The sequence below is a fragment of the Nocardia sp. NPDC051900 genome (assembly GCF_044452545.1).
Lineage (GTDB): Bacteria > Actinomycetota > Actinomycetes > Mycobacteriales > Mycobacteriaceae > Nocardia > Nocardia sichangensis.
The window spans coordinates 94,211-117,366 of record NZ_JBITBU010000012.1 but is presented as its reverse complement, the minus strand read 5'-3'; the positions used below and the strand labels follow the sequence as shown (position 1 = coordinate 117,366).

The window sequence follows — 23,156 nt, the reverse complement described above, 5'->3', positions numbered from 1 at the left end:
TGCCGTAAGTGACCTGACCGCGAACCGCGGATCGGTCCACTGACGCGGGGGCAGGCGTACTCGCGTATTGCCCCCGGCACCGGAGGTTGCCACAACAACCTAGAGCCGCCCGAAACCGACCCAACCCCGCCGGGCGCGAGTCTTACGAGCGCCGTTCGCGGCCCGTCTCGCGGCCGAGTGACCGAAGTGCATGCGACGCAGTCGCGAGTCTCGGTCGCTCGGGCGCGAGACTTCTCGGGGCCGTGAACACGCAGCGCCGCAGGCGCTGCAAAAACCAACACAGCCCATACTGGTTGCCATGAGTATTCGGCCGCTGGACGGGGTGCGCGTCCTGGAGCTCGGCAATTACATCGCCGCGCCGACCGCCGGGCGCATCCTCGGCGACTTCGGTGCCGAGGTGATCAAGGTGGAACGCCCGAAAGCGGGCGACGAGCTGCGCAACTGGCGGCTCTACGGCGGCGACACCTCGATGCTCTACCGGACGATCAACCGGAACAAGAAGTCGATCACGCTGGATCTGCGCACCGAGGCGGGGCGCGGGATCGTCCTCGACCTGATCCGGCGCTGTGACGTGCTGCTGGAGAATTTCCGGCCCGGCATGCTGGAGAAGTGGGGTCTCGGGCCGGAGGTGCTGAACGAGGCGAATCCGGATCTGGTGATCACCCGGATCTCCGCTTACGGGCAGACCGGCCCGCTGTCGGAGCGTCCCGGTTTCGCGGCGGTGGCCGAGGCGATCGGCGGACTGCGCGAATTGGTGGGCGATCCGGACCGTCCACCCGTGCGCACCGGCGTCTCGATCGGCGACTCCATCGCGGGTATCTACGCCGCGTTCGGCACCGTGATGGCGCTGTTCCAGCGCGAGCGCCGCGCCGAGTCGGACACGCCGGTCCCGTTGCGGGAGCGCGTGATCGACGTGGCGCTGAACGAGGCGATCCTGTCGGTGATGGAATCGCTGGTGCCGGACTATCTCGCCTACGGCATCCAGCGCGAACGCGTCGGCGGCCGGATGGAGGGCATCGCGCCGAGCAACGCCTACCCGTGCGCGGACGGCACCAGCATCATCATCGGCGGCAACGGCGACGCCATCTTCCAGCGCTACATGGCGGTCATCGATCGGCCGGACCTGGCCGCCGACCCGGACCTGCAGGACAACGCGGGCCGTTGGCGCAATCGCGAGCGGCTGGACGCGGCGATCGGGGAGTGGACGGTTCGGCACACCCGCGACGAGGCCCTGAAGCTGCTGGACGCCGCCGCTATTCCGTGCGGTCCGATCTACACCGCGGCCGACATCGTGGCCGACGAGCAGTACCGGGCGCGCAACATGATCCAGTCGTTCACCGTGGACGTCGGCGCGCCGGAGCCCAAGGCTGTCGGCTTCCCCGGCATCGTCCCGGTGATCGGCGGACAGTCCTTGCCCATCCGCAGCGTCGGACCCGACTTGGGTGAGCACACCCGAGAGGTGCTGTCCGGCCTGCTCGGCATGAGCGAAGCCGAGATCGATGCGTTGGAGGCGCGATGAGCACGCGGCCACACGACCGGAGGCGTCCGAAGGGGCGCGACGCGAGGGAACCGCGCTCGCCGGGGATCAGCAGGCCCACGGTGCAGCCGAATCCGACCGGGGCGGGCGAGAAGCCATGGGGCGGCGTGATGTGCGGCCATCACCGGGCGCGGGAGCAGCGATGACCGCGCCTTTGCTGCGCGATGTCACGTTGCGCGACGGACTGCAGCTGACCGGCAAGCTGCTGCCGGTGCAGCGCAAGGTTGACATCGTGCGCCGCCTGCTCGCGCTGGGGGTGCCCGCGCTGGAGATCGGCTCTATGGCGCGCCCGGACCTGGTCGCGCCGATGGCGAACACCATGGAGCTGGTCGCCGCGTTGACGCCGGAGGAACTGCGCCGCTGCTGGGTATGGGTGGCGACGCCGCGCCATGTGGAGAAGGCCGCTGCGGCGGGAGTGCGGAATTTCCAGTACTGCTTCTCGGTCTCCGACGCGCACAACCGGGCGAACATCGGACGTGACACCGAGGCCAGCGTCGCCGCCATGCCGGACGCGGTGCGCCTGGCCCGTGAGGTGGACGGGTCGATCCAGCTCTGCTTGGCGACGGCGTTCACCTGCCCGTTCGACGGCCCGGTCGACCCGGAACGGGTACTGGCCATCGCCCGCGACCCGCGCACCGAGGGCGCGGACGACATCGTCCTGGCCGACACGCTCGGACAGGCCCACCCCGGCGAGGTGTCCGCCCTGGTCGCGGCGGTGCGGGACCGGACGCCTCCCCGGCGCGTCGTCTTCCACGGTCACGACACCTGGGGCATGGGCGTGGCCAACACCCTCGCCGCGGTCGCGGCCGGCGCGGACATGGTCGACGGCGCGCTCGGCGGTCTCGGCGGCTGCCCCTTCGCGCCGGGTGCCAGCGGAAACACCGCCTCCGAGGACATCCTGTTCGCCACCAGGCCGGACTGGTTCACCCCAACCGCCCTGGCCGCCCTGGTCAACCTGTCGGAGGACCTGCTGTCCGAACTCGGCGAACCCAACCGCTCCCGCACCCTCGAAGGCGCCCGATCCAAAGCATCCGCCTTCGAGTGGGTCGTAGGTGAGGCCTGAAACACAGGGTGTTCCCTGATGGCGTGCGGCGGCGATGCCGGTAAGACTGGACGGCATGACTTCGCAAGCCTTGGGCGCCGACACCGCCGACCTGGCGGCATCGACCGATGTCGCGGCCCACGCTATCGAACTGACCAAGGTCTACGGATCGGGCGATACCCAGGTCAGGGCATTGGACGGGGTGTCGGCCGAGTTCGCGAAGGGCGAGTTCACCGCGATCATGGGTCCCTCGGGATCGGGCAAGTCGACGCTCATGCACTGTCTGGCCGGACTGGACAGCGCCAGCTCGGGCACCGTCCGCATCGGTGACACCGACCTGACCTCGCTGTCCGACAAGCAGATGACGCGCTTGCGCCGCGACCGCATCGGTTTCGTCTTCCAGGCGTTCAACCTGGTGCCGACGTTGACGGCGCTGGAGAACATCACATTGCCGCTGGACATCGCGGGGCGAACACCCGATCGCGAATGGCTGGAGACCGTGGTGCGGCGGCTCGGGTTGGTCGGTCGGCTGACCCACCGCCCCAGCGAGTTGTCCGGCGGACAGCAGCAGCGGGTGGCCTGCGCCCGCGCGCTCGTGGGTAAGCCGGACATAATCTTCGGCGACGAACCGACCGGCAACCTGGACTCGCGCTCCTCGGAGGAGGTGTTGTCGATCCTGCGCGCTGCGGTGGACGAGTTCGGGCAGACGGTCGTCATCGTCACCCACGAACCGCACGCGGCCGGGTTCGCCGACCGGGTGGTGTTCCTCGCCGACGGACGCATCGTCGACGAGATGCGCGATCCGACCGCCGACACCGTGCTCGACCGGATGAAAGCGTTGGAGCAGGCGTGACCGGGCGTTCGCGGAAGATTCGGGGGCGGGCGTAATGGCTGGAAGTCCGATGCGCAAGGTCGCGCTGCGCAATCTCGCGGCGCACAAGGTGCGGCTCGCGCTGACCCTCTTGTCGGTGGTGCTCGGCACCGCGTTCATCGCGGGTTCGTTCGTGTTCACCGACACCCTGCAGAGCACATTCGACGGAATCTTCGCCAACGAGGCGAAGGGCGTCGACGTTCGGGTCAGCCCGAAAGAACGTCAGGCGCAAGGCGTTCCGAACAATGTGGTGGACGAGCTGGGGAAGTATCCCGGCGTCCGCACGGTCGCGCCGAGCGTGAACGGACCGGTGGTGCTGCTCGATCCGACCGGAAAGAAGGCCGTGCAGACCGGCGGGGCGCCGACGTTCGGCAAGTCGTACCTGCCGCCGGAGAAGGCCGTCGCGGAGCCGGAGAAGTTCCTGCAAGGCGTCCCGCCCGCCCGGCCCGGCGAGATCGCGCTCAACACCGGAGGGGCCGACCGGGCCGGACTGAAGATCGGTGACCGCACCAAGATCCTCATCCCCTCCCAGGCCGATCCGATCGACGTGACCCTCACCGGCATCTACGAGGTTCCCTCCGACACAGGTGGGTTCATCGGCGTGCTGTTCGACGACACGCAGGCGCGCAAGCTGTTCACCGACGGCCTGCACGTCGCCTACGTCGACTTGGCGGCCACCGGCATTCCCGGCGACGAGTTGCGCGACAACCTCGCCAAGGCACTGCCCGGCTACAAAGTGCAGAACAGCGATCAGGTGCGTGCCGACCTGAAGAAGGAAATCTCCAACGCGCTCAACTTCATCAACTACTTCCTGCTCGCCTTCGGCGCGATCGCGCTGATCGTCGGCACGTTCATCATCTACAACACGTTCTCGATGATCGTCGCGCAACGCCTGCGGGAGCTCGCGCTGCTGCGCGCGGTCGGCGCGAGCAGGCAGCAGGTCGGCACGTCGGTGGTGGCGGAGGCGTTCGTCATCGGGTTGATCGGCAGCGTGGTCGGCCTCGCGGGCGGCGTCGCCCTGGCGTTCGGATTGTCGGCGGTGCTCAACGCCTTCGATCTCGGCTTGCCGACCGGATCGATGGCGGTGCGGCCGCGCACCGTCGTGGTCGGGCTGCTGGTCGGCCTCGCGGTGACGATGGTCAGCGCCTACGCGCCCGCGCGCCGCGCCTCGCGCATCCCGCCCGTGCAGGCCATGCGCGAGGAATTCGCGTCCATCGGGGAGTCGCTGCGCCTGCGCACGATCTTCGGCGCGGTGCTCGCGGCGCTCGGCGCGGTCCTCGTCGTGCTGGGCGCGCAGCGCACCGGTGGCACGGCGGCCGCCACGGTCGGCGTCGGCGCGCTCGGGTTGATCTTCGCGGTGCTGCTGGCCGCGCCCGCGTTGTCGCGACCGCTGGTCGGCGGGCTCGGCGTGCTGGTGCGCCCGTTCGGGCCGATCGGTCGCATGGCGCGCAACAACGCGTCGCGCAATCCGCGCCGCACCGCCGCGACGGCCTTCGCGCTCACGCTGGGTCTGATGCTCGTCTCGGCGATCGGCATGCTGGGCGCTTCGGCGAAGGAGAGCGTCGGCGTGCTGGTCGACAAGGGCGTGCGGGCCGACTACGTGCTGGCGGGCCCGCAATTGCTCGGGGTGCCGTTCGGTGCCGCCGACGCCGCCCGGACGAAGGTGCCGAACGTGGCGCAGGTGGTCGGAATGCGGGGGGCCGCGTTCAAGCTCGGCGGCGATCAGGTGTTCGCGTCCTCTCCGGACGGTCCGCTGACCGGTGTGCTGAACTACGAGATCGTGCGCGGCAGCGACACTCTCGGCGCCAGGGACGTGCTCGTGTCCGAGGACGAAGCGAACGACCGCGGCTGGAAAGTCGGCGAAGAGGTGACCCCGACCAGCGTCGACGGCAAGAAGGTCCCGCTCACCGTCACCGGTGTGTACAAGAAGAACCCGCTGCTCGGCCCGATGGTGGTGTCGCAGACGGTCTACGACGAGGTGGTCCCGCTCAACTTCCGGACCAACTTCCTCGTGCTGATCAAGGCGCAACCGGGCGCGAATACCAGCGCGATGCGCGCCGACCTGGAGAAGGCCACCGAGCAATTCGTCGTGGTGCAGGTGCAGGACCGTGAGGAATTCAAGGGAGCGCAAGGCAAGCAGATCAACACCCTCTTGGCCATCCTCTACGGCCTGCTCGCCTTGGCGGTGGTGATCGCGATCCTTGGCATCGTCAATACTTTGGCGCTGTCGGTGGTGGAGCGCCGCCGGGAGATCGGCATGCTGCGCGCGGTCGGTATGCAGCGCGCCCAGGTGCGCCGCACGATCTATCTGGAGTCGATGCTGATCGCGGTGTTCGGCGCGGTCGTCGGCATGGTGCTCGGCCTGGGACTCGGCGTCGGATTCCTGCGCACGCTAAGGGATTTGGGTCTCGACCAGATCGCCATCCCGTGGAGCCAGCTGGTCCTGGTCCTGGTCAGCTCGGCGGTCGTCGGAGTACTGGCCGCGCTGTGGCCTGCGGTGCGGGCGGCGCGCACGCCACCATTGGCCGCGATCGCCGATCTCTGACAGGTCCGTGCGGCGCACAATCATTGTGCGCCGCACGGGACTGCGGCGTGTCCTCGCGGAAACTACTGCGAACTCTTGCCGGACCTCTCCGTCCGCGTGTTCGATCACGTGCTCAGGGTCGGTGTATATACCGAGCAAACCAGTGATCTCTATGTCTAACCCGGTCTCTTCGCGGGTCTCCCGAACTGCGCAATCCTCGAGGGTCTCGCCTACTTCCATGATTCCGCCGGGTAGAGACCAGTTACCCGAGTCGCCACGGCGTTGCATCAGCACGCGCCCGTGCTCGTCGGTCACCAACGCGGACGCTCCCGGCTTCAGCGAGTTCGGCCGTGGTGCGTTCGGATCTCGGTAGTAGTCACGCCGTGAGCCCATTGGCGAATCCTTGCGTCGTTGTGTACGGGGTGATCTTCACTTTCGCAGTTTTGGGCGAACGGGTGTTCGACGCGTACGGCGATGTTCTCGGCTACCGACTACGGGCGCGCGGCCAACCCCGCCGGACAGCGTGTAAAGAGTCTTTACAGTCCCGTACTCCACCGCTGACCACCCCGCCACGACCAGGAGAACCCGATCTGTAAGCGGCATGTCAGTTCATGTCGAGATGTCATGCCCCCGAGGCCATGCACTGGCGGATACCCAATGATGGGAAGTTGATCGAGGCCCGGACCCCTAGCCTCGGGACGAGACCGCGCCGGTCCCATCCATCATCGAAATCGAACGTTTCCGCGTTCCTCCAGAGGTTGTTGTATGACTCGCACTACGCCGCCACGTCCGGTCGATCTCGTGGCCGTCTTTCCTGAGCTGGCGCCACTGGCCCGCACCGTGACTCGGTTGCACCCCCGTCCGGGAACACCATCGGCGCACGACAGTTCGATCGGGGGGCCACTGTTGTGGCCGGCGAGCGAGCCATGGCCGTACTGCCACGCTGAGGACCACGATTTGGAACCGGAGTCCGACGGGTCGATTGCGATGGTGCCGGTCGCGCAGTTGTACGTCCGTGACGTGCCCGGTTTGTCTCCGCCCGAGGGGGCGGACCTGCTGCAAGTGTTGTGGTGCCCCTTCGAGCACGACGACGATGGTATGCCCAAGACCGCACTGTTCTGGCGGTTGGCAGCGGCGATCACCGACGTTCTGATGGATCCTCCGGAACCCGCGGAGTACGAGGAAGACCTGGTGCCCGAACCGTGCATGATCGATCCGGAACAAGTGATCGAATACCCGCACTCAGGGGAGCTCGAGGGGGAGCTTCGGCAACGAGTGGACCAGTGGACCATGGCCCAGATTCCCGGAGTCGAGTTCGGCGGTCTCGAAGACGACGATCACCCTTACAACTTCTTGTGTATCGCACCCGGATGGAAGATCGGCGGCTTTATCAGATGGGGCATGCAAGATCCCTATCCGAATCCTTGCCCCACCTGCGGCACCCCGACCGAGCCGCTACTGACGATCGCCAGCCGCGAGTGGCGATCCGACATCCACCACTGGATTCCGTATGAGGACCAAGCCGCCAACATCTCATGGGGCGCTTACCAAGGCGGGCCGAGCACGCCGACCCAGATCTGCGTCTCCGACGTCAACGACCAGATCATCCGAATCTGCCCGGTGTCACATGAGCACCCGCCCATCCAGATGATGCAATAACCAATTACACGCTGAACGTTCACTTCCACGCCTGCGGTGTAACCGTGCTCGGCATTACCGAGCACTATGGTTCAGGATAGTCAGGTAGGTCTGAGCGACCGGAATGGCAGCTGACGTGTGACAGCCGGTGACCTTGTCGGCGTGTCGGGGAATCGGCGGCGGGTGTGTGGGGTGATGATCGGCGGTTTGTGTCGATTCCTGCGGTACCGAAGTCGTTGCAGCCCTTGCTGGATGCGTTCCGGCCGTGTTTCACCACCTCCACCTTCACCACGTTCGTCGCCCTGACGGTCGGGGTGATCGCCGCGCCCACGCGGCGGACGGTGTGCGGCATGCTCACCGCCGCCCGGCTCGGCGGGACGTGGCATCACAGCGCGGGCGACGGGGCCGGCCCCGCACCCGCGGCGAAAGTATCGGCACCCCGGCCGATCTCGCCGCCACCACACCCGGACAGCAGGTCACGGTGACCCGCTACGGTCGCACCGCCACCGTGACCGTGCACGAACGCCGCTGCCTGTGGTACGGCGCGTTCCGATCCCAGCCGGTGCGGGTGCTGGTCGTGCGCGAACCTCGCCGATCCGGTCTGGCGCTGCTGACCACATCCCCAGCTATCCGGACATGCTCGCCAAGCTGCGCCGCACGCTGATCGCTGCCCAATATTGTGCCGACCTACCTGGCGACCCCACCCCTGAACAAATTCACACCATTCGCCTGGCCTGGGCAAACACCGGCACCTGATCGCGAAACACGAGGGGTGATGGTGCCCCAGATCTGTTCGAACTGGTCGGCGAACGACTCGAATATCCCGTGCTGCGACAACCGGCGCACAATCATTGTGCGCCGCACGTGACTGCGGCGTGTCCTCGCGGGAGCTGTTGCGGGCTCAGGCTGCGCCGGTGGAACCGTCGAGTCGAACGGAATTGGTGAATGTGTCCCACTGGCCCGGAGCGAACACCAGGGCGGGACCGTTGGGGTTCTTGCTGTCGCGAACTCCCACCATGCCCCGCTCCAAGAAGGCGACCTCAACGCAATCTTGGCCCATCGAGCTACGGGTGCTCTTGAACCACTCGGCTCCGGATAGGTCGATGTTCACGCCAAGTACTCCTTCATTCTTTGCCGAAGCAGCCTCCTGCTCGCGACTGCGTCCAGCGCGGTATGTCGAATGATCGTGAGGGCCTCGCGATACCGCCGAAGATCCGACTCTCCCTCAAAGTACATCGCACCAGTGAAGCCCTCAACGTAGACAACTGTCGGTTCCGCGACGCCACCTGCGGCGTCGAGGCCGTAGTCGAGGATCGAAAATGGTCCGACGGGTCCGCCGACCGGAAAGCCCGCACCGAACGGAAGAACTCGAATCGTGACGTTCGGGCACGTGCTCAGCTCCGCAAGGTGACGATGTTGCGCGGACATGATCTTGGGATTGCCGACGACCGCGTGCAGGACGGCTTCGCCGAGAATGACGTCGATCGTCGCCGGGTTCGCCTTGCGCGTGATGATCGCTTGACGCTTGGTCTTCAGTTCGATGCGGCGTCGGCGTTCTTCCTCGGAGTCTTTCGGAAAGTAGATCCGGTCGAGCGTCGCCGCGTAGTCGTTGGTCTGCAACAGCCCGGGAATGATGTCGGGTCGAAAGATCTCGATCTGCCGAGCGCTGGCTTCCAAACCGATGTAGACATTGAACGTCTCAGGAATGAGATCGCCGAAGCTATGCCACCAGCTCTTCTCGGCTCCCTGCCTGAACAGGCCGACCATCGCGGCGCTCTTCTCGTGATCCAGACCTAAATTCTGGCAGAGCAATTCGATGTCACGTGCGCGCAGCCGGCCGACATCTCCCCGCTCCAGCCTGGACTGGGTACTCACACTCCAATCCATGATGGTGGCTACCTGTCCCTGCGTCAGGTTCTGCTCCTCGCGCGATTCACGCAGGTAGCGACCCATCTGCCGGCGCGGCAGCGACGCGCTTGTGCCTTGCTTCCCCATTCCGACCCCCTGGTAGGCATTATCAGTTCGATCGCCTTTCACTCTCAGTTTGGCGGTGATCCAGGGGATTTGGGCCAAATTGCTGAAATTTTCTGTTAGACAGCGGCAGCCTGCTCAGGCGGTGGTGTGCTTCCAGTACTCCGACCAGCTTCGAGGGGAATCAATGACCTACGCGAACGCAATCGAGCCGCCCATCGCGGGCAGGCCGAAATCATTGGGATTCATTCGGAATGACCTGTCCGGCATCCATGCCCCACGTCATGCCGCCGAGGTGTGGCGGCATGCTCTCGGACTGGGGCACCACTACGTGTACACCGTTCGTCCACCGGTCGATGTGGACAGTCCGATCGAGTATGTGCTCGGCCTCGCGGCCGGGCTCGGTGTCGATGTGATCGTCGTGTTCGAGTTGGGGCATGTGGATGATCGACCGGCCTTGATCTGCGACAGGGGATTCGATCTCGAGACCGTCAGCCCGCAGGGCACATGGACGCGCTCGTCCGGGCTCGTGCCCGGCGAGGGGGCGTGATGGGGGTCGAGACCGTTGTCGAGCCACCGCTGATCTGCGGTGACGTGGACGTGGAAATCGCTCATCACATCATGCGGCGGCATCGCGCATGCCGCATCGACCGGTGCGCATGGAAACGTCTGGCGTATTACACGCTTGTCGTGCGTGGCCGGATCGTGCCGCAAACGCTCAGTCCGCGTGAGCGTGCCGCCGAGAGGAACATCCCGTTCCCTCCGATGGACGATGTTCGCGCCTCGACCGAGGTCGGTGTGGCGCCGCGAACGTTGCGGCACGTGTTGGACATGCTGAATCAGTCCTTGCTACCGCCAGGACGGGAGGTCGTGCCGCCGCTCGAAGGGGCGTGATGCCTTGAGTGTGTGGGATCTGGTGTGCAGTGCCGCCGCGACTGTCGGCGGCGGATCGTGTGTCGCGCTCGCGTTGGCCTGTCTGTGGCCGACCGGTTCGCCGGGACGCTCCGATGGGCGTCGCCGCCTCCCGGACGCCGCGAAGCGGGTGGCGTTCCGGTGGCCTGCGGAATGGACCTGCACGGCACCGCCGGAGCCCTTCACGGTCGCCGAAGCCCATGTCGCCATGCAGTGGCATCGCGAACACGGGTGTGCCCGCAAAACGCGCCGCCTGGGGTGTGCTGGTGGCCGCAGGGTGGGCCCTCTGCGGCCACATTCGCCCACCGGTTGAGGCAAGCGCGGATCGCGCGTGGAACGGCTGGAGCCGGTGGCCGCACCAGGTCGTCAGCCATGCGTCTGGCGTGCTCGGCGGCGCGGTCGATGGGTAGCGAAAATCGCGAGATCGCCTGTCTTGCAAGCAAACTCGAATTGGCGACAGGCGGCTGTATACCCCGTCACATCTTGCTGAAGTTGTCCGTTCGGTAGTGCTAGTTTAAACGGAGGTTACCACTCCACTTAATTCTCGGTAAACGGCCTGATTCAACGGGGAAGGAGGCCGCGCGATGGTCGCTGTGGACTTCGGGGGTCCGGGCGCCGGGCTCGAGCTCGCGTCGGGCGGAGTCGTCGAACGGGTGCGCGCGGCCGTGCGCGGTCGCGGGGGCGAGGCGGTCGGGCAGCTTCTTCTCATCACCGTGCTCTACCTCGGCTATCGCGCGGGCCGTCTGATCACCGCCGACGACACGGGGCGTGCCCTGGTCAACGCGCACCGCCTGCTCGGACTCGAAGACCGGCTCGGCCTGCTGGACGAGCAGACGGTGCAGTCGTTGTTCCTGAACCGCGAATTCCTCGCGGTTCCGGCCAACTTCTACTACGCCAGCGCGCATTTCACCTTGGCCGTCGGAGTCCTGCTGTGGCTGTGGACGTTCCGGCCGGAGCACTATCGCTGGACCAGGAACCTCATGGTGGCGCTGACGGGAGCCGCGCTCGCGGTGCACATCCTGATCCCGCTCGCGCCGCCGCGCATGCTGCCCGACCAGGGTTTCGTCGATCTGGCCGTGCGATACGGCCAATCCGTCTACGGCGCGGCGGATTCCGGCGGTCTGTCCAATCAGTTCGCGGCCATGCCCTCGCTGCACGTCGGTTGGGCGTTGCTGCTCGGTGTTGCCGTCGTCGCCGCGACTCGCACACCGTGGCGCTGGCTCGCCTTGGCCCATCCGGCGCTGACCACGCTCGTGGTGGTGGGCACCGCCAATCACTACTGGCTGGACACCATTGTCGCTGTCATGTTGCTCGCGGTGGCCGCCGTACTGCATCCCCTCGTGGTGCCCGCGGCGGCCACGGCGTGGGGCGTGATGGGTCCCGTTCCGTCGAAACCCATGCTGACCAGCTCCTGACAGTCCATCACGCACCCGGCGGCGCTGACCGGAAAAGCGCTCCGTCGCGCGTACGATCGCAGAGCCGTCCTGTTCGCCCATCCGGACAAGGAGTTGCCATGGAACCGATGACCATCGCGGATCTGCTGTCTTCGCTTGCCATCCAGGTGTTCGCCCTGTTGGGCGGATTCCCTGGGGGTTACCCCGGCTGATCCATTGCCGCTGCTTCCGCGCCGCTCTTCATCGCGGCGAGTGTCTCCCGCATGAGCGCGGGCATGGTCCGGCCGACGAGGGCCGATACCAGTGGTCGCAACAGGGCCGCGGTGAGCTGGAACGAGTAGGTCCAGGTCACCGCGGCCCGGCCGTTTTGATCGCGGAACGCGAAAGCGCCGTCATGGGACGTTCCCCGCCGACTTGCTGTCGCGAATACATGCGCGGCCGGGAACGGGACGGTGTTGTCTATTTCTCGCCGGAACCCGGATGCCGGGATTCCTACCGTCGATGCAATGGAAAGCGAACGGATCCCGGATGCCGGGAATGCTGAGTTGCGGACGCCTGTCGTGTGGTTCATGGCGCTGGCGGCCGCGCTCGGGACGGCGAGTGTCTACCTACTGCAACCGGCCGTCGCGGAGGTTGCCGGTTCACTGCACGCCTCTACGGCGGCGACCGGCACCGCTTTGGCGTGCGGGCCGGTCGGCTATCTGGTGGGGTTGGTTCTGCTGGTGCCGCTGGTCGACCGGTTCGCGCCACGGGCCGTGGTGGCGGCCCAGTTCGTGGCGCTGGCGGTTGCCTCCGCCGCTGGTGCGGTAGCGGGATCGCCTTGGGGCCTTGGATTCGTCATGGGCCTGGTCGGGGCGGGGTCGGCGGTCGGGGCCCAGCTGAGTTCGGTGGCGGGGCGTTTCGCGCAGCGTCGTCGGCGGGCCACGGTCTTGGGTATCGTGACCGCGGGCATATCTGCCGGGATCCTCGCCGGGCGCATCATCGGCGGCTGGCTCGCCGACGTGATCGGTTGGCGAGCAATGCTTTTCGTATTCGCTGTGCCGTGTGTCGTGGTCGCGGCGGTGTCCTTGTCCACCCTGCCGACCGCATGGGGTCGCACGTATGCCGGATATCTGGATACGGTGCGCGGAATTCCCGGGCTCTTCGCCCGCTTCGCCGCACTGCGCCGGGCGGCGGCACGGGGAGCGCTGTGGTTCTTCGCGTTCTGTGCGATCTGGGCAGGTCTCGCGGTGGCGTTGTCGCAGCCTCCGTACTCATATTCACCCGAACGGATCGGGCTGTACGCCTGCGCCGGACTCGCCGGTGTCCTCGCGACCCGGATCGCCGGCGGATGGACCGACCGGGTCGGCCCGCGAAACGTGATCCTGGTGGGGCTCGCGCTCGCCCTTGTCGCGACGGTTGTCCTGGGCGTTGCCCTCTCCAACACTGTGGTGACCCTGGCCTGCCTCGGGCTCTTCGATGCCGGACTGTTCGCGGCCCAGGTGGCCAACCAGAGTACGGTCCTGGCCATCGACCCGTCCGCGCCTGCCCGCTTCAACAGTGCGTATATGTCTGTGTACTTCGTCGGAGGCAGCCTGGGAACCGCATTCGGCGCCGCCGCCGTCGGCTGGTTCGGCTGGCCCGGTCTGGTCGCCCTCGCTGCGGTCGCCACGGCCGCGGCGGGCGGAGTCACCCTGGCCGACCGGCCGCGGCGGCACGCGGCCACGCAGCCTGCCCGATGAGCGCCCTACGGTGCGAGTTCGCTGCCACCCGGCTCCTGGGATCCCCCTGCCTCCAGGGTCCGGCGCATGACAGCCGATGCCTGTTCGACGAACTCGGCTATCGGCACAGTGAGAGCCTCGGGCAGGACATCGGTATGCCACACGACCAGGGTCCCGCCGTCCTCGCCGGGCAGCGCCTGCATCGAAGCGTGGTGATGGGAGGAATGCAGACTGCCTCCGACGATCGAGTACGCGATACGCCGGCTCACCGGGTCGAGGTCGATGAGCCGTTCCACGACCACGGTGCCGTTGGCGAAGGTGACGGTGCGGGTGTCCGCGTCGAGCCGTGCGTCGGTGACGAGACCCGGGCCGAGCCGCTCGTGCACCGCGCCGAAATCGCTGACAGCGTCCCATACCTGCTCGGGCGTGGCGTGGATGTCGAATTCTTTGTGAACGGATGCCATGGGGTCCTCCTGGTCGGCCGCGGTGATTCGGTTGCCGTCTCAGCATTCCCGCCGGCCCACCCACGGGTCTTGAAGATCCTTGCGCGGCGTTTTTCGTCGTACCCTCGGCGTACGGTCCGCAGGTGCTGTCCACGACAACCGTTGCCGCCCGGCCCGAGTTCACCGTCACCACGGTGACCTGCCGCTCCGACCACACCCACTTCTCGGACCCGGAGGTCCGCGACGACCATCGCCTCGTGCTCGTGCGCCGTGGCCGGTTCCAGCGACAGTCCGACGGTGACCGGGCCGACCTGGATCCGACAGTCGGCTACCTGGGCGTACCGGGCGAAGAGGAACGGTTCGCCCATCCCGTCGGCGGCGACGTCTGCACCGTGGTGACCGTCGCGCCCGGCCGCTGGGAAGGGGCCGTCGATCCGCGTGCGGTGTACCTCGATGCCCGTATCGATCTCGCGCACCACCGTGTTCTCGCTGCCGTCCGAGGTGGCGACATCGACTACGCGTTGACCGAGGAGCTGGTCCGGCTCGTCGCACTCGCCGCCGGATGGCCGATCCCTCGGTCGCGGCCCATCGACCGGGCGCTGGTTACCGCGGCCCGCGAGGCGATCATCAACGGCGCACCGGAATCGGTGGGCCTGCAATCTCTGGCCGCATCGCTGAAGGTCTCGCCGTACCGGCTGAGCCGGGTGTTCTCGCAGCACATGGGGCTGTCGCTGACCCGCTACCGCAACCGAGTACGGGTCGGCCGGACCATCGACCGGCTCACCGACGGAGAAACCGGCCTCGCCGACCTCGCCGCGCACCTCGGTTTCGCCGACCAGGCACACCTGACCCGTACCGTCCGCGAACACCTCGGCCACACCCCCACGGCGCTGCGCCGTCTACTCACCGAAACCACTCAACCGAGCCGCTGAGATAGGGCGCGGAATCAGCCTGCGCCGCTGCGCTTTCCCAGGCCTCGCGCTTCCAGCCCGGGCGACGGTAGCCCTCGCGCCTGGCCGCCACGGTCGGTGGTGTTCTCGGCGCCGATTCGGGGCTACCGTGGCGGACTTGGTTCGGTCGCGCCGAATCGGGCCAGGTAGTGCCACACCTTCTCGAGGTCTTGTGGGTCGTAACGACGGATCCAGCACCAAGTCGTCGCGCGTGGCAGACCCCGAGGGATTCGCGTCAGTGCTGGGCGGCGTTGGCGTGGGCCCAGGACTGGACGTCGCCGCGGTCGAGGGCCAGTGCCAAGAGTTCCGGGAACTTGTCGGGGGTGCAGGCGAAGGCCGGGATGCCCAGTGCGGCGAGGGCTGCGGCGTTGTCGTGGTCGAAGGCGGGGGCGCCGTCGTCGGAGAGGGCGAGCAGCACGACGACCTGCACGCCGGAATCCTGTAGCGAGCGGACGCGGCGCAGCATCTCGTCGCGGATGCCGCCCTCGTAGAGGTCGGAGATCAGGACGAACAACGTATCGGCCGGGCGGGTGACCAGGGACTGGCAGTAGGCGAGGGCCCGGTTGATGTCGGTGCCGCCGCCGAGTTGCGTGCCGAACAGCACCTCTACCGGGTCGTCGAGTTTGTCGGTGAGGTCGACGATCTCGGTGTCGAAGACCACCAGCGAGGTGCGCAGCGACCGCATCGAGGCGAGCACCGCGCCGAACACCGACGCGTACACGACGCTGGCGGCCATCGAACCGGACTGGTCGATGGCCAGCACCACGTCCCGCCGGACCGCCTGGGCCTTGCGGCCGTAGCCGACCAGGCGTTCGGGGACCACGGTGCGATGCTCGGGCAGATAGGTGGCGAGGTTCTTGCGAATGGTGCGGTCCCAGTCGATATCCCGCAATTTCGGCCGGGTGACCCGGGCGGCGCGGTTCAGCGCACCGGACACCGCGGCGACGGTCTGCGCCGCGATGCGCTGCTCGATCTCCCGCACCACCTTCTCCACCACCATGCGCGCGGTGGCCTTGGTGGTCTCGGGCATCACCCGGTTCAAGCTCAGCAGGGTGCCGACCAGGTGCACGTCCGGTTCCACCGCCTCGAGCAGTTCCGGCTCCAGCAGCAATTGGGTGAGATCGAGCCGCTCCACGGCGTCGCGTTGCATGACCTCGACGACGGAGGCGGGGAAGTAGCTGCGGATATCGCCGAGCCAGCGGGCCACGCGCGGCGCCGAGCCCTGCAAACCACCGGTGCGCTTGCCGGGCGAGGTCTCCTCATCGGTGTTGTACAGCGCCGACAGCGCCCGGTCCATCGCCGCGTCGGCGCCGGAGCCCAGCCCGCCCAGTCCTTCCTCCGCGGCCGCGCCGAGCACTAATCGCCAACGCCGAGACTGTGCTTCGTCGGTCACGGCTTGTCCTCCTCGGTACGGGCGAGAGCGCCTGTGCAGGCTCGCCGCGTCTGACCGCTCATGCGGCGTCCTCCTCGAGCATGAGTACGGCTCCGCTGGTTATGCGGCGCTGCCGCTTTCGCGCCTGACCGCTCGTGCTGTGCCGGTTGTCGGCATGGGTGGTGGTCTGCGTCGTTACGCTGGGCGTTTGCCTCGGGTCACTCATGGTGTCTCCGATTGGGGCGTCAGCGTTGCTCACAGCGGTTACGCTGCGCCGCCGACTTCGGGCTCGAGCGCATATGTACTGCCCGATTTCAGCAGGAGCCGGGTCTTGTGCGGTTACGCATCGCCGTTGTCTCCGAGTCCGACCGCTCATACCGTAACCCCCAGGATCTCCGCCGCGGTGCGCACCGCGGTCATGGCTCGATCGGCGTCGATGCCCGCGAAGGCCGCGACCGGTGATACCGATCCGCCGTCGCGGACCGCCTGCCCGATCGCGCGGCGTTCACCCGATTCGAACGCGCCGAAGGTACGGCGCAGCAGCGGCAGCGTCTCGACGAACGTGTCGTCGCCGAGTCCGCGCAGCCAATCGTCGATGAGCCGCAACAACTCCCGATCGTGCACCAGAAGCAGGCCGCGACCGCCGAGGAATCCGTCTATCCACGCCGCCTTGGCCGCGGCGGTGGCGCCCACCGAGAGGGCGGCGGACAGTCTGCGCGCGGATTCGGCGTCATCGATGCGACCCGCGTCGGCGAGCAAACGGACCGCACGACCGACCAGCGCGCCGTGTACGTCGTCGCGGTCGGCGACCCGGCGCAATGCGGCGAGCCACTCACCGGTGGCCCAGCCGTCGTCCCTGGTGTGGATGGCGGTGTGCGCCGCGTCCAGCAGACCGCGCAGATCGGTGGCGGCGTCGGTGTCCAATCCGGTGACCGCCGCGGGCAGGCCGGCGCAGATACGCACCAGCAACCCGTCGGCCACGTGGGCCAGCGCCTTGGTGTCGGTGCCGCGCACGTCGCCGTAACGCAGTGTGCGGATCAGGCCGGGCAGCGCGGCCAGCAGGTGGGTGACGTCGTGGTCGAGCGCCGCGGTGGATTCCAGCCGGGCGATCAATCCGTCGGTGGCGCCGCCGAGGTCGGCCAGCAGCGCGATTTCCAGCGCGGCGGTCAATTCACCGACCGAGCGGTCGGCGCGGCTCGCGGCGTCGAGAATCTTCGCCTCCGCCGCGGTGCGGATGGTGGTGCCCCAGCGGGAGGCCTCGATGATGGAGATCGCGTACTCGGGCTGCCATCGCAGCGTCCAGGTTTCCCGGAAGGTGCCCGTGCTGCGCACGTCGCTGGTGGTGAGCGTGCCCCACTCGATGTCGAGCACCCGCAGCCGGTGCAGCAGGCGCGACCGCCGCACCTCGCGATCCTTACGCAGATCCAGGTCGACGGTACGGATCGAGGGCTCCTGCTTCATCCGCAGCGACCGGATGGTGGCGCGCAGGTCCGCGTCCAGCGGCACGGTCGGCGTCTGCTCCGGAACGGCCCCGAGCGCCTCGCCGACGACGAGTTCGCCGATCACCAACCGCAGCATCGTCTCGTCGCCGCCGCACAGCACCGACCGCGTGGCCTCGGTCACCTCCGACAGACCGGGGAGCGGGCGACCGCGCAGCGCGGCGAGGGTGTCGGCGAGCCGGACGGCCTCGATGACGTGGGCGCTGGAGACGGGCAGATCGTGGGCGCGCAGCACACCGGCGACCTTGGTCAGCCAGCGGGCGATCGGCCGCTCGGTGGCGGTGAACAGGTGGTGGTACCAGCCCGGTGAGGTGACGCCCGCGCCGTAGCCGGAGGTCGTGGACAGCCGCGAATGCGTCCACGGCACCCAGGTGAGCCTGGTTTTGATCTTCGGAAGGCCCTTGAGCATCCGTGCGTCCGGCGCGGCGGGACCGAGCGCGCCGGCGAGCGCGGGCGCGTGCCACGCCCCGCACACCACCGCCAGCCGCATCGCACCGTCTTTGAGGGCCTTGCGCATCGTCTGGCGCATATAAGCCTCGCGCCGGAGGGTGTGAGCGTCGACCACGAGTGGTTCGGGCGGTGGTTCCGGCACGAGGGCCGATTCGGCTACTGCCTCCGCGACCGAATCCAACTCCGACGTGGAGGCCACGGTGGATCGATCCTGCGCCGGTTGCACGGTCGAGAGTTGCTCGCCTTCAGGGCGATCGCGTCCCGATTCGGCGGTCGGTCGGTCATCAGCCGGTTCGGTGCCCGCAGGCCCCTGGCGCGCCGGGCCGTCTTGCGCGGCCGACGTCGGGTCGCCGTGCGTGGCGTCGCGCTCGGCGCCTTCCCGCAGCGCGCCCATCGCCTCGGTGATCGCGTCGAACGCGTCTGCGTCCGGCACGGTTTCGACGACGGCGTCCCACCAGCGTTCGGCGTCGTCGTAGCCGCCCGCTGCGGCGAGCGCGGCGAGCGGATCGAACCGGTCGCCGGGCTCGTCCTCGGTCGCGAGCGTGACGCTCGCGGGCAGATCGCAGAACCGTACGGGCACCGCGTTGTCCGTGGCGTACCGCAGCGCCTGCCACTCGGGGGAGAACACCGCGTACGGCCAGAACGCGGCCGTGGCGGGGGCGTCGGGCACGTACGCCAGCAGCGCGACCGGAGGGGCCATTCCTTCGGCGGCGACGAAGCCCACCAGCGGATCGGCGTCCGCGGGCCCCTCGATGAGGATCATGTCGGGCCGGAAATCCGCCAGGGCCATCCGCAGCGAGCGCGCCGAGCCGGGACCATGGTGGCGGATGCCGAATACCCTGGTCACAGGGGCGGTCTCGACACCGGAGGTCACCCGGTGACCTCGCGGCAGGCGCGGTAGAAATCCGCCCAATCCGGTCGCTCGCGGACCACGGCCTCCAAGTACTCCGTCCACACCACCGTGTCGGCCACCGGGTCCTTGATCACCGAGCCGAGCACCGCGCCCGCGATGTCGGAGGCGCGCAGCACGCCGTCGCCGAAGTGCGCCGAGAGCGCGATTCCGTTGGTGATCACCGAGATCGCCTCGGCCGTGGACAGTGTTCCGGACGGCGACTTGAGCTTGGTCCGGCCGTCGGCCGTACTGCCGGAGCGCAGCTCGCGGAAGACCCGCACCACCCGCCGCACCTCTTCGGCCGCCGCGGGCACGGTCGGCAGTTCCAGCGCGGAGCCGAGCTGCTCGACCCGCCTGCTGACGATGGCGACCTCCTCGTCCTCGCTCGCGGGCAGCGGCAGCACGACCGTGTTGAACCGGCGGCGCAATGCGGAGGACAACTCGTTCACCCCGCGGTCGCGATCGTTGGCGGTGGCGATCACGTTGAAGCCCTTCGCGGCCTGCACCTCCGTGCGCAGTTCGGGCACCGGCAGCGTCTTCTCGGACAAGACGGTGATCAGCGCGTCCTGCACGTCCGACGGGATGCGGGTGAGCTCTTCTATGCGGGCGATGGAGCCCGTCCGCATGGCCGTGAGCACCGGCGACGGCACCAGCGCCGCATCGCTCGGTCCCTCGGCGAGCAACCGCGCGTAGTTCCAGCCGTAGCGGATCGCCTCCTCGGCGGTGCCCGAGGTGCCCTGCACCAACAGCGTCGACGCACCGCTGATGGCGGCGGAGAGATGCTCGGACACCCAGGTCTTGGCGGTGCCCGGCACCCCGAGCAGCAGCAGTGCGCGGTCGGTGGCCAGCGTCGCGACCGCGACCTCCATGAGCCTGCGCGGGCCGACGTACTTCGGGGTGATCACGGTGCCGTCGGGGAGGGTGCCGCCGAGCAGGTAGGTGACCACCGCCCAGGGCGACAGCCGCCACGACGGCGGGCGGGGCCGGTCGTCGGCGGCGGCGAGGGCGCGCAGCTCGTCGGCGTACGCCTGTTCGGCATGGGGGCGCAGCAGATCCGGCGTCGGGTCGGTGGTGGTCATCGCAACTCCTCGAGCATCATCGAGCGGTTGTTGAGGTCATGGGCGAGCTGGTCGAAGGCCCGCTGCCAGGCGGGATCGTCGCATTTGCGGGCCACGGCGGACAGTGTGGCGGCGGCGGCGACGGGGAGGTGGACCGAGGCCGCGGCGAGCAGCGAGCGGTGCGCGTTCGGTGACGCGCCGTGCGTCTCGGGGCGCCGCGCCGCCGCCCGCGCCCGCTCGAACAGCAGCAGCACCACGTGCTGGGCCAGCGCTTCTGGCCACGGATGGCCCATCGCGGGCAGCAGCGCCTCGATCTCCGACAGCCAGGAGCCGTCCAGCCGCACCAGGTGCGCGGTCCGATCCGGCAGCGGTAGCAGCGCGAACAGCTCCCGTCTGCGCAGCATCGCCAGATCGGTGGGCACGCCCGCCTCGAACAATGCCCGCGCCCACGTCGAATCGTGTTGAGCCAGTGCGGCGTCCACCCAGCCGTCGAAGATGGGCTGCCGGAACCGGTCTTCGATCGTGGCGCGCACCGCCTGTTGCGGTGTGCCGAGCACACCGGTCCAGTGCGCCAGCGGCGTCGCGGCGACCACCTGCCGGAGCCGGGCCGCGGACACGTCGGGCGCGCCGTTCCAGCGGTAGGCGAATTCGATGGTGCGGTCGGTGATCCCGTCGCGCTGCGCGGCGGCGTCGGGCCGGTCGGGCAGCGTGAGAACCACGTTCGTGTGCAGCATTCGGTGCTCGGCGCGGATCCACGCGCTCGCTCGGGCGCGCATCCGCTGCGAGAACGCCGATTCCGGCAGTAGTGCGAGCAGTCCGGCGGCGGTGCGGCGCACGTCCGCGCGCCGGTCGTCCAGCGCCGTTTCCAGCAGGGGCTCGTCGTCCGGGCCGAGCCCGTCGGCGAGCACGGCCAGCAGTTCGGCCTTCAGCGGCCCGGATTCCTTCGGCCACGCCGCGGTGAGCTCCGCCCTGGCCGCGCCCGCGTCGCCGCGCCGGAGGTCGGCGAGCCAGTCGCGCCGCTCGGGTGGCCGACCGAACAGCCAAGTGTCCGTGGACCGTTCGACGGGCAGCCGCACCAAGTCGCGCAGATCCGGATGCCGGGCCGCCAGCCAGCTGCCGCGAGTGCCCGCGAGGCGTAACAGCGGCTCGCGCAAACCGGCATTGATCTTCGCGTGCTCGAGCAGTTGCTCGCACAGCGCGCCCGGCGCCCGGTAATCGTGCGGCCGCGCCGCGTCGAACCATTCGGGCAGGAATGCCGAGCGTTCCCGCAGCATGCGTGCCAGGCGCACGGCAGCAGGGCGCGGCAGCGACGGACGGGGATCGTCCGCCGCGGGTTCCGGTGCCGCGGCAGTGGCGGGCACGACCCCGCCCCGAGTGAAAAGGTCTTGTAGGGCGGCTGTTTCGAGCAGTCGCAACGCGGGATCGTGGGGCAACCGGTCGGCCGCGCGTGCGATCGCGGGCGCGAGTGCGGCGAGATCCGGGGCGCGGCGCGCGGTGCCGAGCAGCGCGACGGAGGTGAGGTCGGCACTCCCGGTCGGCCCGGCGGGCGGAGTCGCGTCGGGCACGAAGGTCTCCGTAGGTGCCAGATCGATCACCTCCCCCGCGGTGAACACCGAAATCGGCTCCCATCCGTCGGCGCTCCACTCGCCGGCCACCGTCACCGGATGACCGCCCGAGACGGCCAGCAGCGTCCACGGTTGTTCGCCCGGCCGGATCGGCAGCGCGCTGCCGCCGGATTCGGTGAGGTACCAGCCCTCTTCGGTGCGGGTGGGTATCACATCGGCCAGCAGCATCGGCCACGAGCGCAGCCACGGATCGGCGCCGAGCGCGGACGCGTGCGCGGCGAGCGCGGCGGCGATGGTGGCGGGGTGGTTCGCGTCGGCGGGCAACGTGGTGAACGGTTCGACCGTGCCGTGCCGCTCGCCCCACAGCGCGCGCAGCGGCGCGGCGCCCGGGTAGAAATGCAACTCCGCGTCGGCCAGTTGACCCAGCGCGGGAACGTCGGCGGGGAAGCCGGGGGAGCCGAAGGAATGGTCGACCACCAGCGCCCAGCGCCTGCTCTCCCGCCCGTACAGCCAGGTGCGCCGGGTGTAGAGGCGCTCGTCCTCGGTGATCCGCGAGCCGAACACCATCCACCGATCACGCACCGGAGCCTCGGCGCGCACCGCCTCGGCCGGATTGGGGTAGCCGACATGGGTGCGGATGCTGGCGCGCAGCGCGGGCGATACCGCGTCGAGCTGCCGGTGCGCGGCGATCAACAGGTGCATGCGCGCGTACTCGCGCAGCACCACGTCGGGCCAGTCGGTTCTGGTGGCCACGGCGGCCGGAAGCCTGCGCAGAGCGGAGGCGAGGCCGGGGGCCTGCGCGTCGACCATCCTGGCGGCCACGGCCTCGAAGGCGCGATACGAGCGATCGGCCTGCGCGAGCCCGGTGCGTACCTGATCACCGAGCCAGACGTCGAGTTCCTCCAGCCCCGCCGTCACCCGCACCCGGCGCTGTTCGGCGGTGGCCGGATTCGGGGTGCGGGGCCGCTCCGCGGTCGCGGCCCGCGCCGTACGGCCGCCGATCCACGCCGCCGCGTAGTCCGCCATCTGCGGCGCGACGGCGACCTCGCCCGCGGACCAGCGTAGCAACAACGACAGCGCGTGTTTACAAGGAAACTTGCGGCTCGGGCAGGAGCAGCGGTACGCCGGACCGGACAGGTCGACGATCGTCTGATAAGGCGTGGCGCCGCTGCCCTGGCACCGGCCCCACAGCGCCGTGCCGTGCTGCCCGCACTCGCGCCAGCGACCCACCAGCTTGCGGGCCGCCGAGAGCGAATTCGCATCCGGCGCCAACGCCGTGACCTGGGCTTCGGTCCACGGCGTCGTCATCGGCTCGCTCCGGCTCGCTGCTGCCTCATC

20 protein-coding genes and 1 pseudogene are annotated in these 23,156 nt (G+C 68.7%); 11 read left to right on the top strand and 10 right to left on the bottom strand.

Features of this window, described 5'->3' with window-relative positions; translation table 11 throughout:
* Positions 1-298: 298 nt before the first annotated feature.
* The 4 genes from ACIA5H_RS21740 to ACIA5H_RS21725 all read left to right on the top strand — a co-directional run bounded on the left by ACIA5H_RS21740 (position 299) and on the right by ACIA5H_RS21725 (position 5,995).
* On the top strand, positions 299-1,519 hold the full coding sequence (locus tag ACIA5H_RS21740) for a CaiB/BaiF CoA transferase family protein (protein ID WP_397077168.1): 1,221 nt from the start codon (positions 299-301) through the stop codon (positions 1,517-1,519).
* Positions 1,520-1,679: 160 nt separating this feature from the next.
* A complete protein-coding gene (locus ACIA5H_RS21735; RefSeq protein ID WP_379254865.1) occupies positions 1,680-2,600 on the top strand; it encodes a hydroxymethylglutaryl-CoA lyase in 921 nt (306 codons plus the stop codon).
* Between the two features lie 55 nt (positions 2,601-2,655).
* Positions 2,656-3,432 carry an ABC transporter ATP-binding protein gene (locus ACIA5H_RS21730; RefSeq protein WP_397077167.1) on the top strand — a complete coding sequence of 259 codons (777 nt, stop codon included), beginning with the start codon at positions 2,656-2,658 and terminating at the stop codon, positions 3,430-3,432.
* Between the two features lie 34 nt (positions 3,433-3,466).
* The gene (locus tag ACIA5H_RS21725) at positions 3,467-5,995 is read left to right on the top strand and encodes an ABC transporter permease (protein ID WP_397077166.1); all 2,529 of its coding nucleotides are present in this window, start codon (positions 3,467-3,469) and stop codon (positions 5,993-5,995) included.
* A gap of 120 nt (positions 5,996-6,115) precedes the next feature.
* Here ACIA5H_RS21725 and ACIA5H_RS21720 read toward each other — a convergent pair.
* Positions 6,116-6,367 (bottom strand): annotated as a pseudogene (locus ACIA5H_RS21720) (NUDIX domain-containing protein); the annotation flags it as partial.
* 564 nt (positions 6,368-6,931) lie between these two features.
* Here ACIA5H_RS21720 and ACIA5H_RS21715 point away from each other — a divergent pair.
* Positions 6,932-7,633, top strand: a complete 702-nt coding sequence (locus tag ACIA5H_RS21715; RefSeq protein ID WP_397077165.1) for a hypothetical protein — start codon at positions 6,932-6,934, stop codon at positions 7,631-7,633.
* Between the two features lie 188 nt (positions 7,634-7,821).
* A complete protein-coding gene (locus tag ACIA5H_RS21710; RefSeq protein ID WP_397077164.1) occupies positions 7,822-8,097 on the top strand; it encodes a hypothetical protein in 276 nt (91 codons plus the stop codon).
* Between the two features lie 416 nt (positions 8,098-8,513).
* Here ACIA5H_RS21710 and ACIA5H_RS21705 read toward each other — a convergent pair whose 3' ends face one another.
* Together ACIA5H_RS21705 and ACIA5H_RS21700 are read right to left on the bottom strand one after the other, a co-directional pair.
* Positions 8,514-8,723 carry a DUF397 domain-containing protein gene (locus ACIA5H_RS21705; protein WP_356967283.1) on the bottom strand — a complete coding sequence of 70 codons (210 nt, stop codon included), beginning with the start codon at positions 8,721-8,723 and terminating at the stop codon, positions 8,514-8,516.
* Entirely contained in the window at positions 8,720-9,607 is an 888-nt protein-coding gene (locus tag ACIA5H_RS21700) for a helix-turn-helix transcriptional regulator (protein WP_356967285.1), read from the bottom strand. Before ACIA5H_RS21700 ends, ACIA5H_RS21705 begins: the two co-directional genes overlap by 4 nt.
* A 49-nt stretch (positions 9,608-9,656) precedes the next feature.
* Between ACIA5H_RS21700 and ACIA5H_RS21695 the strand changes: the two genes are divergently transcribed.
* The 3 genes from ACIA5H_RS21695 (at position 9,657) to ACIA5H_RS21685 (ending at position 11,910) form a co-directional block, all read left to right on the top strand.
* Complete coding sequence (locus tag ACIA5H_RS21695; RefSeq protein WP_397077163.1) at positions 9,657-10,133, top strand: hypothetical protein; 477 nt, start codon at positions 9,657-9,659, stop codon at positions 10,131-10,133.
* Positions 10,133-10,477 carry a hypothetical protein gene (locus tag ACIA5H_RS21690; RefSeq protein WP_397077162.1) on the top strand — a complete coding sequence of 115 codons (345 nt, stop codon included), beginning with the start codon at positions 10,133-10,135 and terminating at the stop codon, positions 10,475-10,477. The genes ACIA5H_RS21695 and ACIA5H_RS21690 overlap by 1 nt, the downstream gene beginning before the upstream one ends.
* A gap of 602 nt (positions 10,478-11,079) precedes the next feature.
* Positions 11,080-11,910 carry a phosphatase PAP2 family protein gene (locus tag ACIA5H_RS21685; RefSeq protein ID WP_397077161.1) on the top strand — a complete coding sequence of 277 codons (831 nt, stop codon included), beginning with the start codon at positions 11,080-11,082 and terminating at the stop codon, positions 11,908-11,910.
* Positions 11,911-12,088: 178 nt separating this feature from the next.
* On the opposite strand, the gene ACIA5H_RS21680 is transcribed toward ACIA5H_RS21685, so the two are convergent.
* On the bottom strand, positions 12,089-12,241 hold the full coding sequence (locus tag ACIA5H_RS21680) for a hypothetical protein (protein WP_397077160.1): 153 nt from the start codon (positions 12,239-12,241) through the stop codon (positions 12,089-12,091).
* A gap of 154 nt (positions 12,242-12,395) precedes the next feature.
* Between ACIA5H_RS21680 and ACIA5H_RS21675 the strand changes: the two genes are divergently transcribed.
* On the top strand, positions 12,396-13,610 hold the full coding sequence (locus ACIA5H_RS21675; protein ID WP_397077159.1) for an MFS transporter: 1,215 nt from the start codon (positions 12,396-12,398) through the stop codon (positions 13,608-13,610).
* A gap of 5 nt (positions 13,611-13,615) precedes the next feature.
* On the opposite strand, the gene ACIA5H_RS21670 is transcribed toward ACIA5H_RS21675, so the two are convergent.
* On the bottom strand, positions 13,616-14,053 hold the full coding sequence (locus ACIA5H_RS21670; protein ID WP_397077158.1) for an SRPBCC family protein: 438 nt from the start codon (positions 14,051-14,053) through the stop codon (positions 13,616-13,618).
* A gap of 122 nt (positions 14,054-14,175) precedes the next feature.
* Between ACIA5H_RS21670 and ACIA5H_RS21665 the strand changes: the two genes are divergently transcribed.
* The gene (locus tag ACIA5H_RS21665) at positions 14,176-14,964 is read left to right on the top strand and encodes a helix-turn-helix domain-containing protein (RefSeq protein WP_397077157.1); all 789 of its coding nucleotides are present in this window, start codon (positions 14,176-14,178) and stop codon (positions 14,962-14,964) included.
* A gap of 253 nt (positions 14,965-15,217) precedes the next feature.
* On the opposite strand, the gene ACIA5H_RS21660 is transcribed toward ACIA5H_RS21665, so the two are convergent.
* The 5 genes from ACIA5H_RS21660 to ACIA5H_RS21640 form a co-directional block, all read right to left on the bottom strand.
* Positions 15,218-16,375: a VWA domain-containing protein gene (locus ACIA5H_RS21660; RefSeq protein WP_355077210.1), complete on the bottom strand. Its 1,158-nt coding sequence runs from the start codon at positions 16,373-16,375 to the stop codon at positions 15,218-15,220.
* Positions 16,376-16,433: 58 nt separating this feature from the next.
* Entirely contained in the window at positions 16,434-16,580 is a 147-nt protein-coding gene (locus ACIA5H_RS21655) for a hypothetical protein (protein ID WP_397077156.1), read from the bottom strand.
* 146 nt (positions 16,581-16,726) lie between these two features.
* Positions 16,727-19,177: a DUF5682 family protein gene (locus ACIA5H_RS21650; RefSeq protein WP_397077155.1), complete on the bottom strand. Its 2,451-nt coding sequence runs from the start codon at positions 19,175-19,177 to the stop codon at positions 16,727-16,729.
* Complete coding sequence (locus ACIA5H_RS21645) at positions 19,174-20,274, bottom strand: AAA family ATPase (RefSeq protein ID WP_397077154.1); 1,101 nt, start codon at positions 20,272-20,274, stop codon at positions 19,174-19,176. The genes ACIA5H_RS21650 and ACIA5H_RS21645 overlap by 4 nt, the downstream gene beginning before the upstream one ends.
* A complete protein-coding gene (locus tag ACIA5H_RS21640; RefSeq protein ID WP_397077153.1) occupies positions 20,271-23,126 on the bottom strand; it encodes a DUF5691 domain-containing protein in 2,856 nt (951 codons plus the stop codon). Before ACIA5H_RS21640 ends, ACIA5H_RS21645 begins: the two co-directional genes overlap by 4 nt.
* Positions 23,127-23,156: the final 30 nt, after the last annotated feature.

Excerpts from the sequence above, each read along its gene's own strand:
- ACIA5H_RS21740 (WP_397077168.1), top strand. The coding sequence starts at position 299 with ATGAGTATTCGGCCGCTGGACGGGGTGCGCGTCCTGGAGCTCGGCAAT.
- ACIA5H_RS21735 (WP_379254865.1), top strand. The coding sequence starts at position 1,680 with ATGACCGCGCCTTTGCTGCGCGATGTCACGTTGCGCGACGGACTGCAG.
- ACIA5H_RS21730 (WP_397077167.1), top strand. The coding sequence starts at position 2,656 with ATGACTTCGCAAGCCTTGGGCGCCGACACCGCCGACCTGGCGGCATCG.
- ACIA5H_RS21725 (WP_397077166.1), top strand. The coding sequence starts at position 3,467 with ATGGCTGGAAGTCCGATGCGCAAGGTCGCGCTGCGCAATCTCGCGGCG.
- ACIA5H_RS21700 (WP_356967285.1), bottom strand. The coding sequence starts at position 9,607 with ATGGGGAAGCAAGGCACAAGCGCGTCGCTGCCGCGCCGGCAGATGGGT.
- ACIA5H_RS21690 (WP_397077162.1), top strand. The coding sequence starts at position 10,133 with ATGGGGGTCGAGACCGTTGTCGAGCCACCGCTGATCTGCGGTGACGTG.
- ACIA5H_RS21685 (WP_397077161.1), top strand. The coding sequence starts at position 11,080 with ATGGTCGCTGTGGACTTCGGGGGTCCGGGCGCCGGGCTCGAGCTCGCG.
- ACIA5H_RS21675 (WP_397077159.1), top strand. The coding sequence starts at position 12,396 with ATGGAAAGCGAACGGATCCCGGATGCCGGGAATGCTGAGTTGCGGACG.
- ACIA5H_RS21670 (WP_397077158.1), bottom strand. The coding sequence starts at position 14,053 with ATGGCATCCGTTCACAAAGAATTCGACATCCACGCCACGCCCGAGCAG.
- ACIA5H_RS21655 (WP_397077156.1), bottom strand. The coding sequence starts at position 16,580 with ATGAGTGACCCGAGGCAAACGCCCAGCGTAACGACGCAGACCACCACC.
- ACIA5H_RS21645 (WP_397077154.1), bottom strand. The coding sequence starts at position 20,274 with ATGACCACCACCGACCCGACGCCGGATCTGCTGCGCCCCCATGCCGAA.
- ACIA5H_RS21640 (WP_397077153.1), bottom strand. The coding sequence starts at position 23,126 with ATGACGACGCCGTGGACCGAAGCCCAGGTCACGGCGTTGGCGCCGGAT.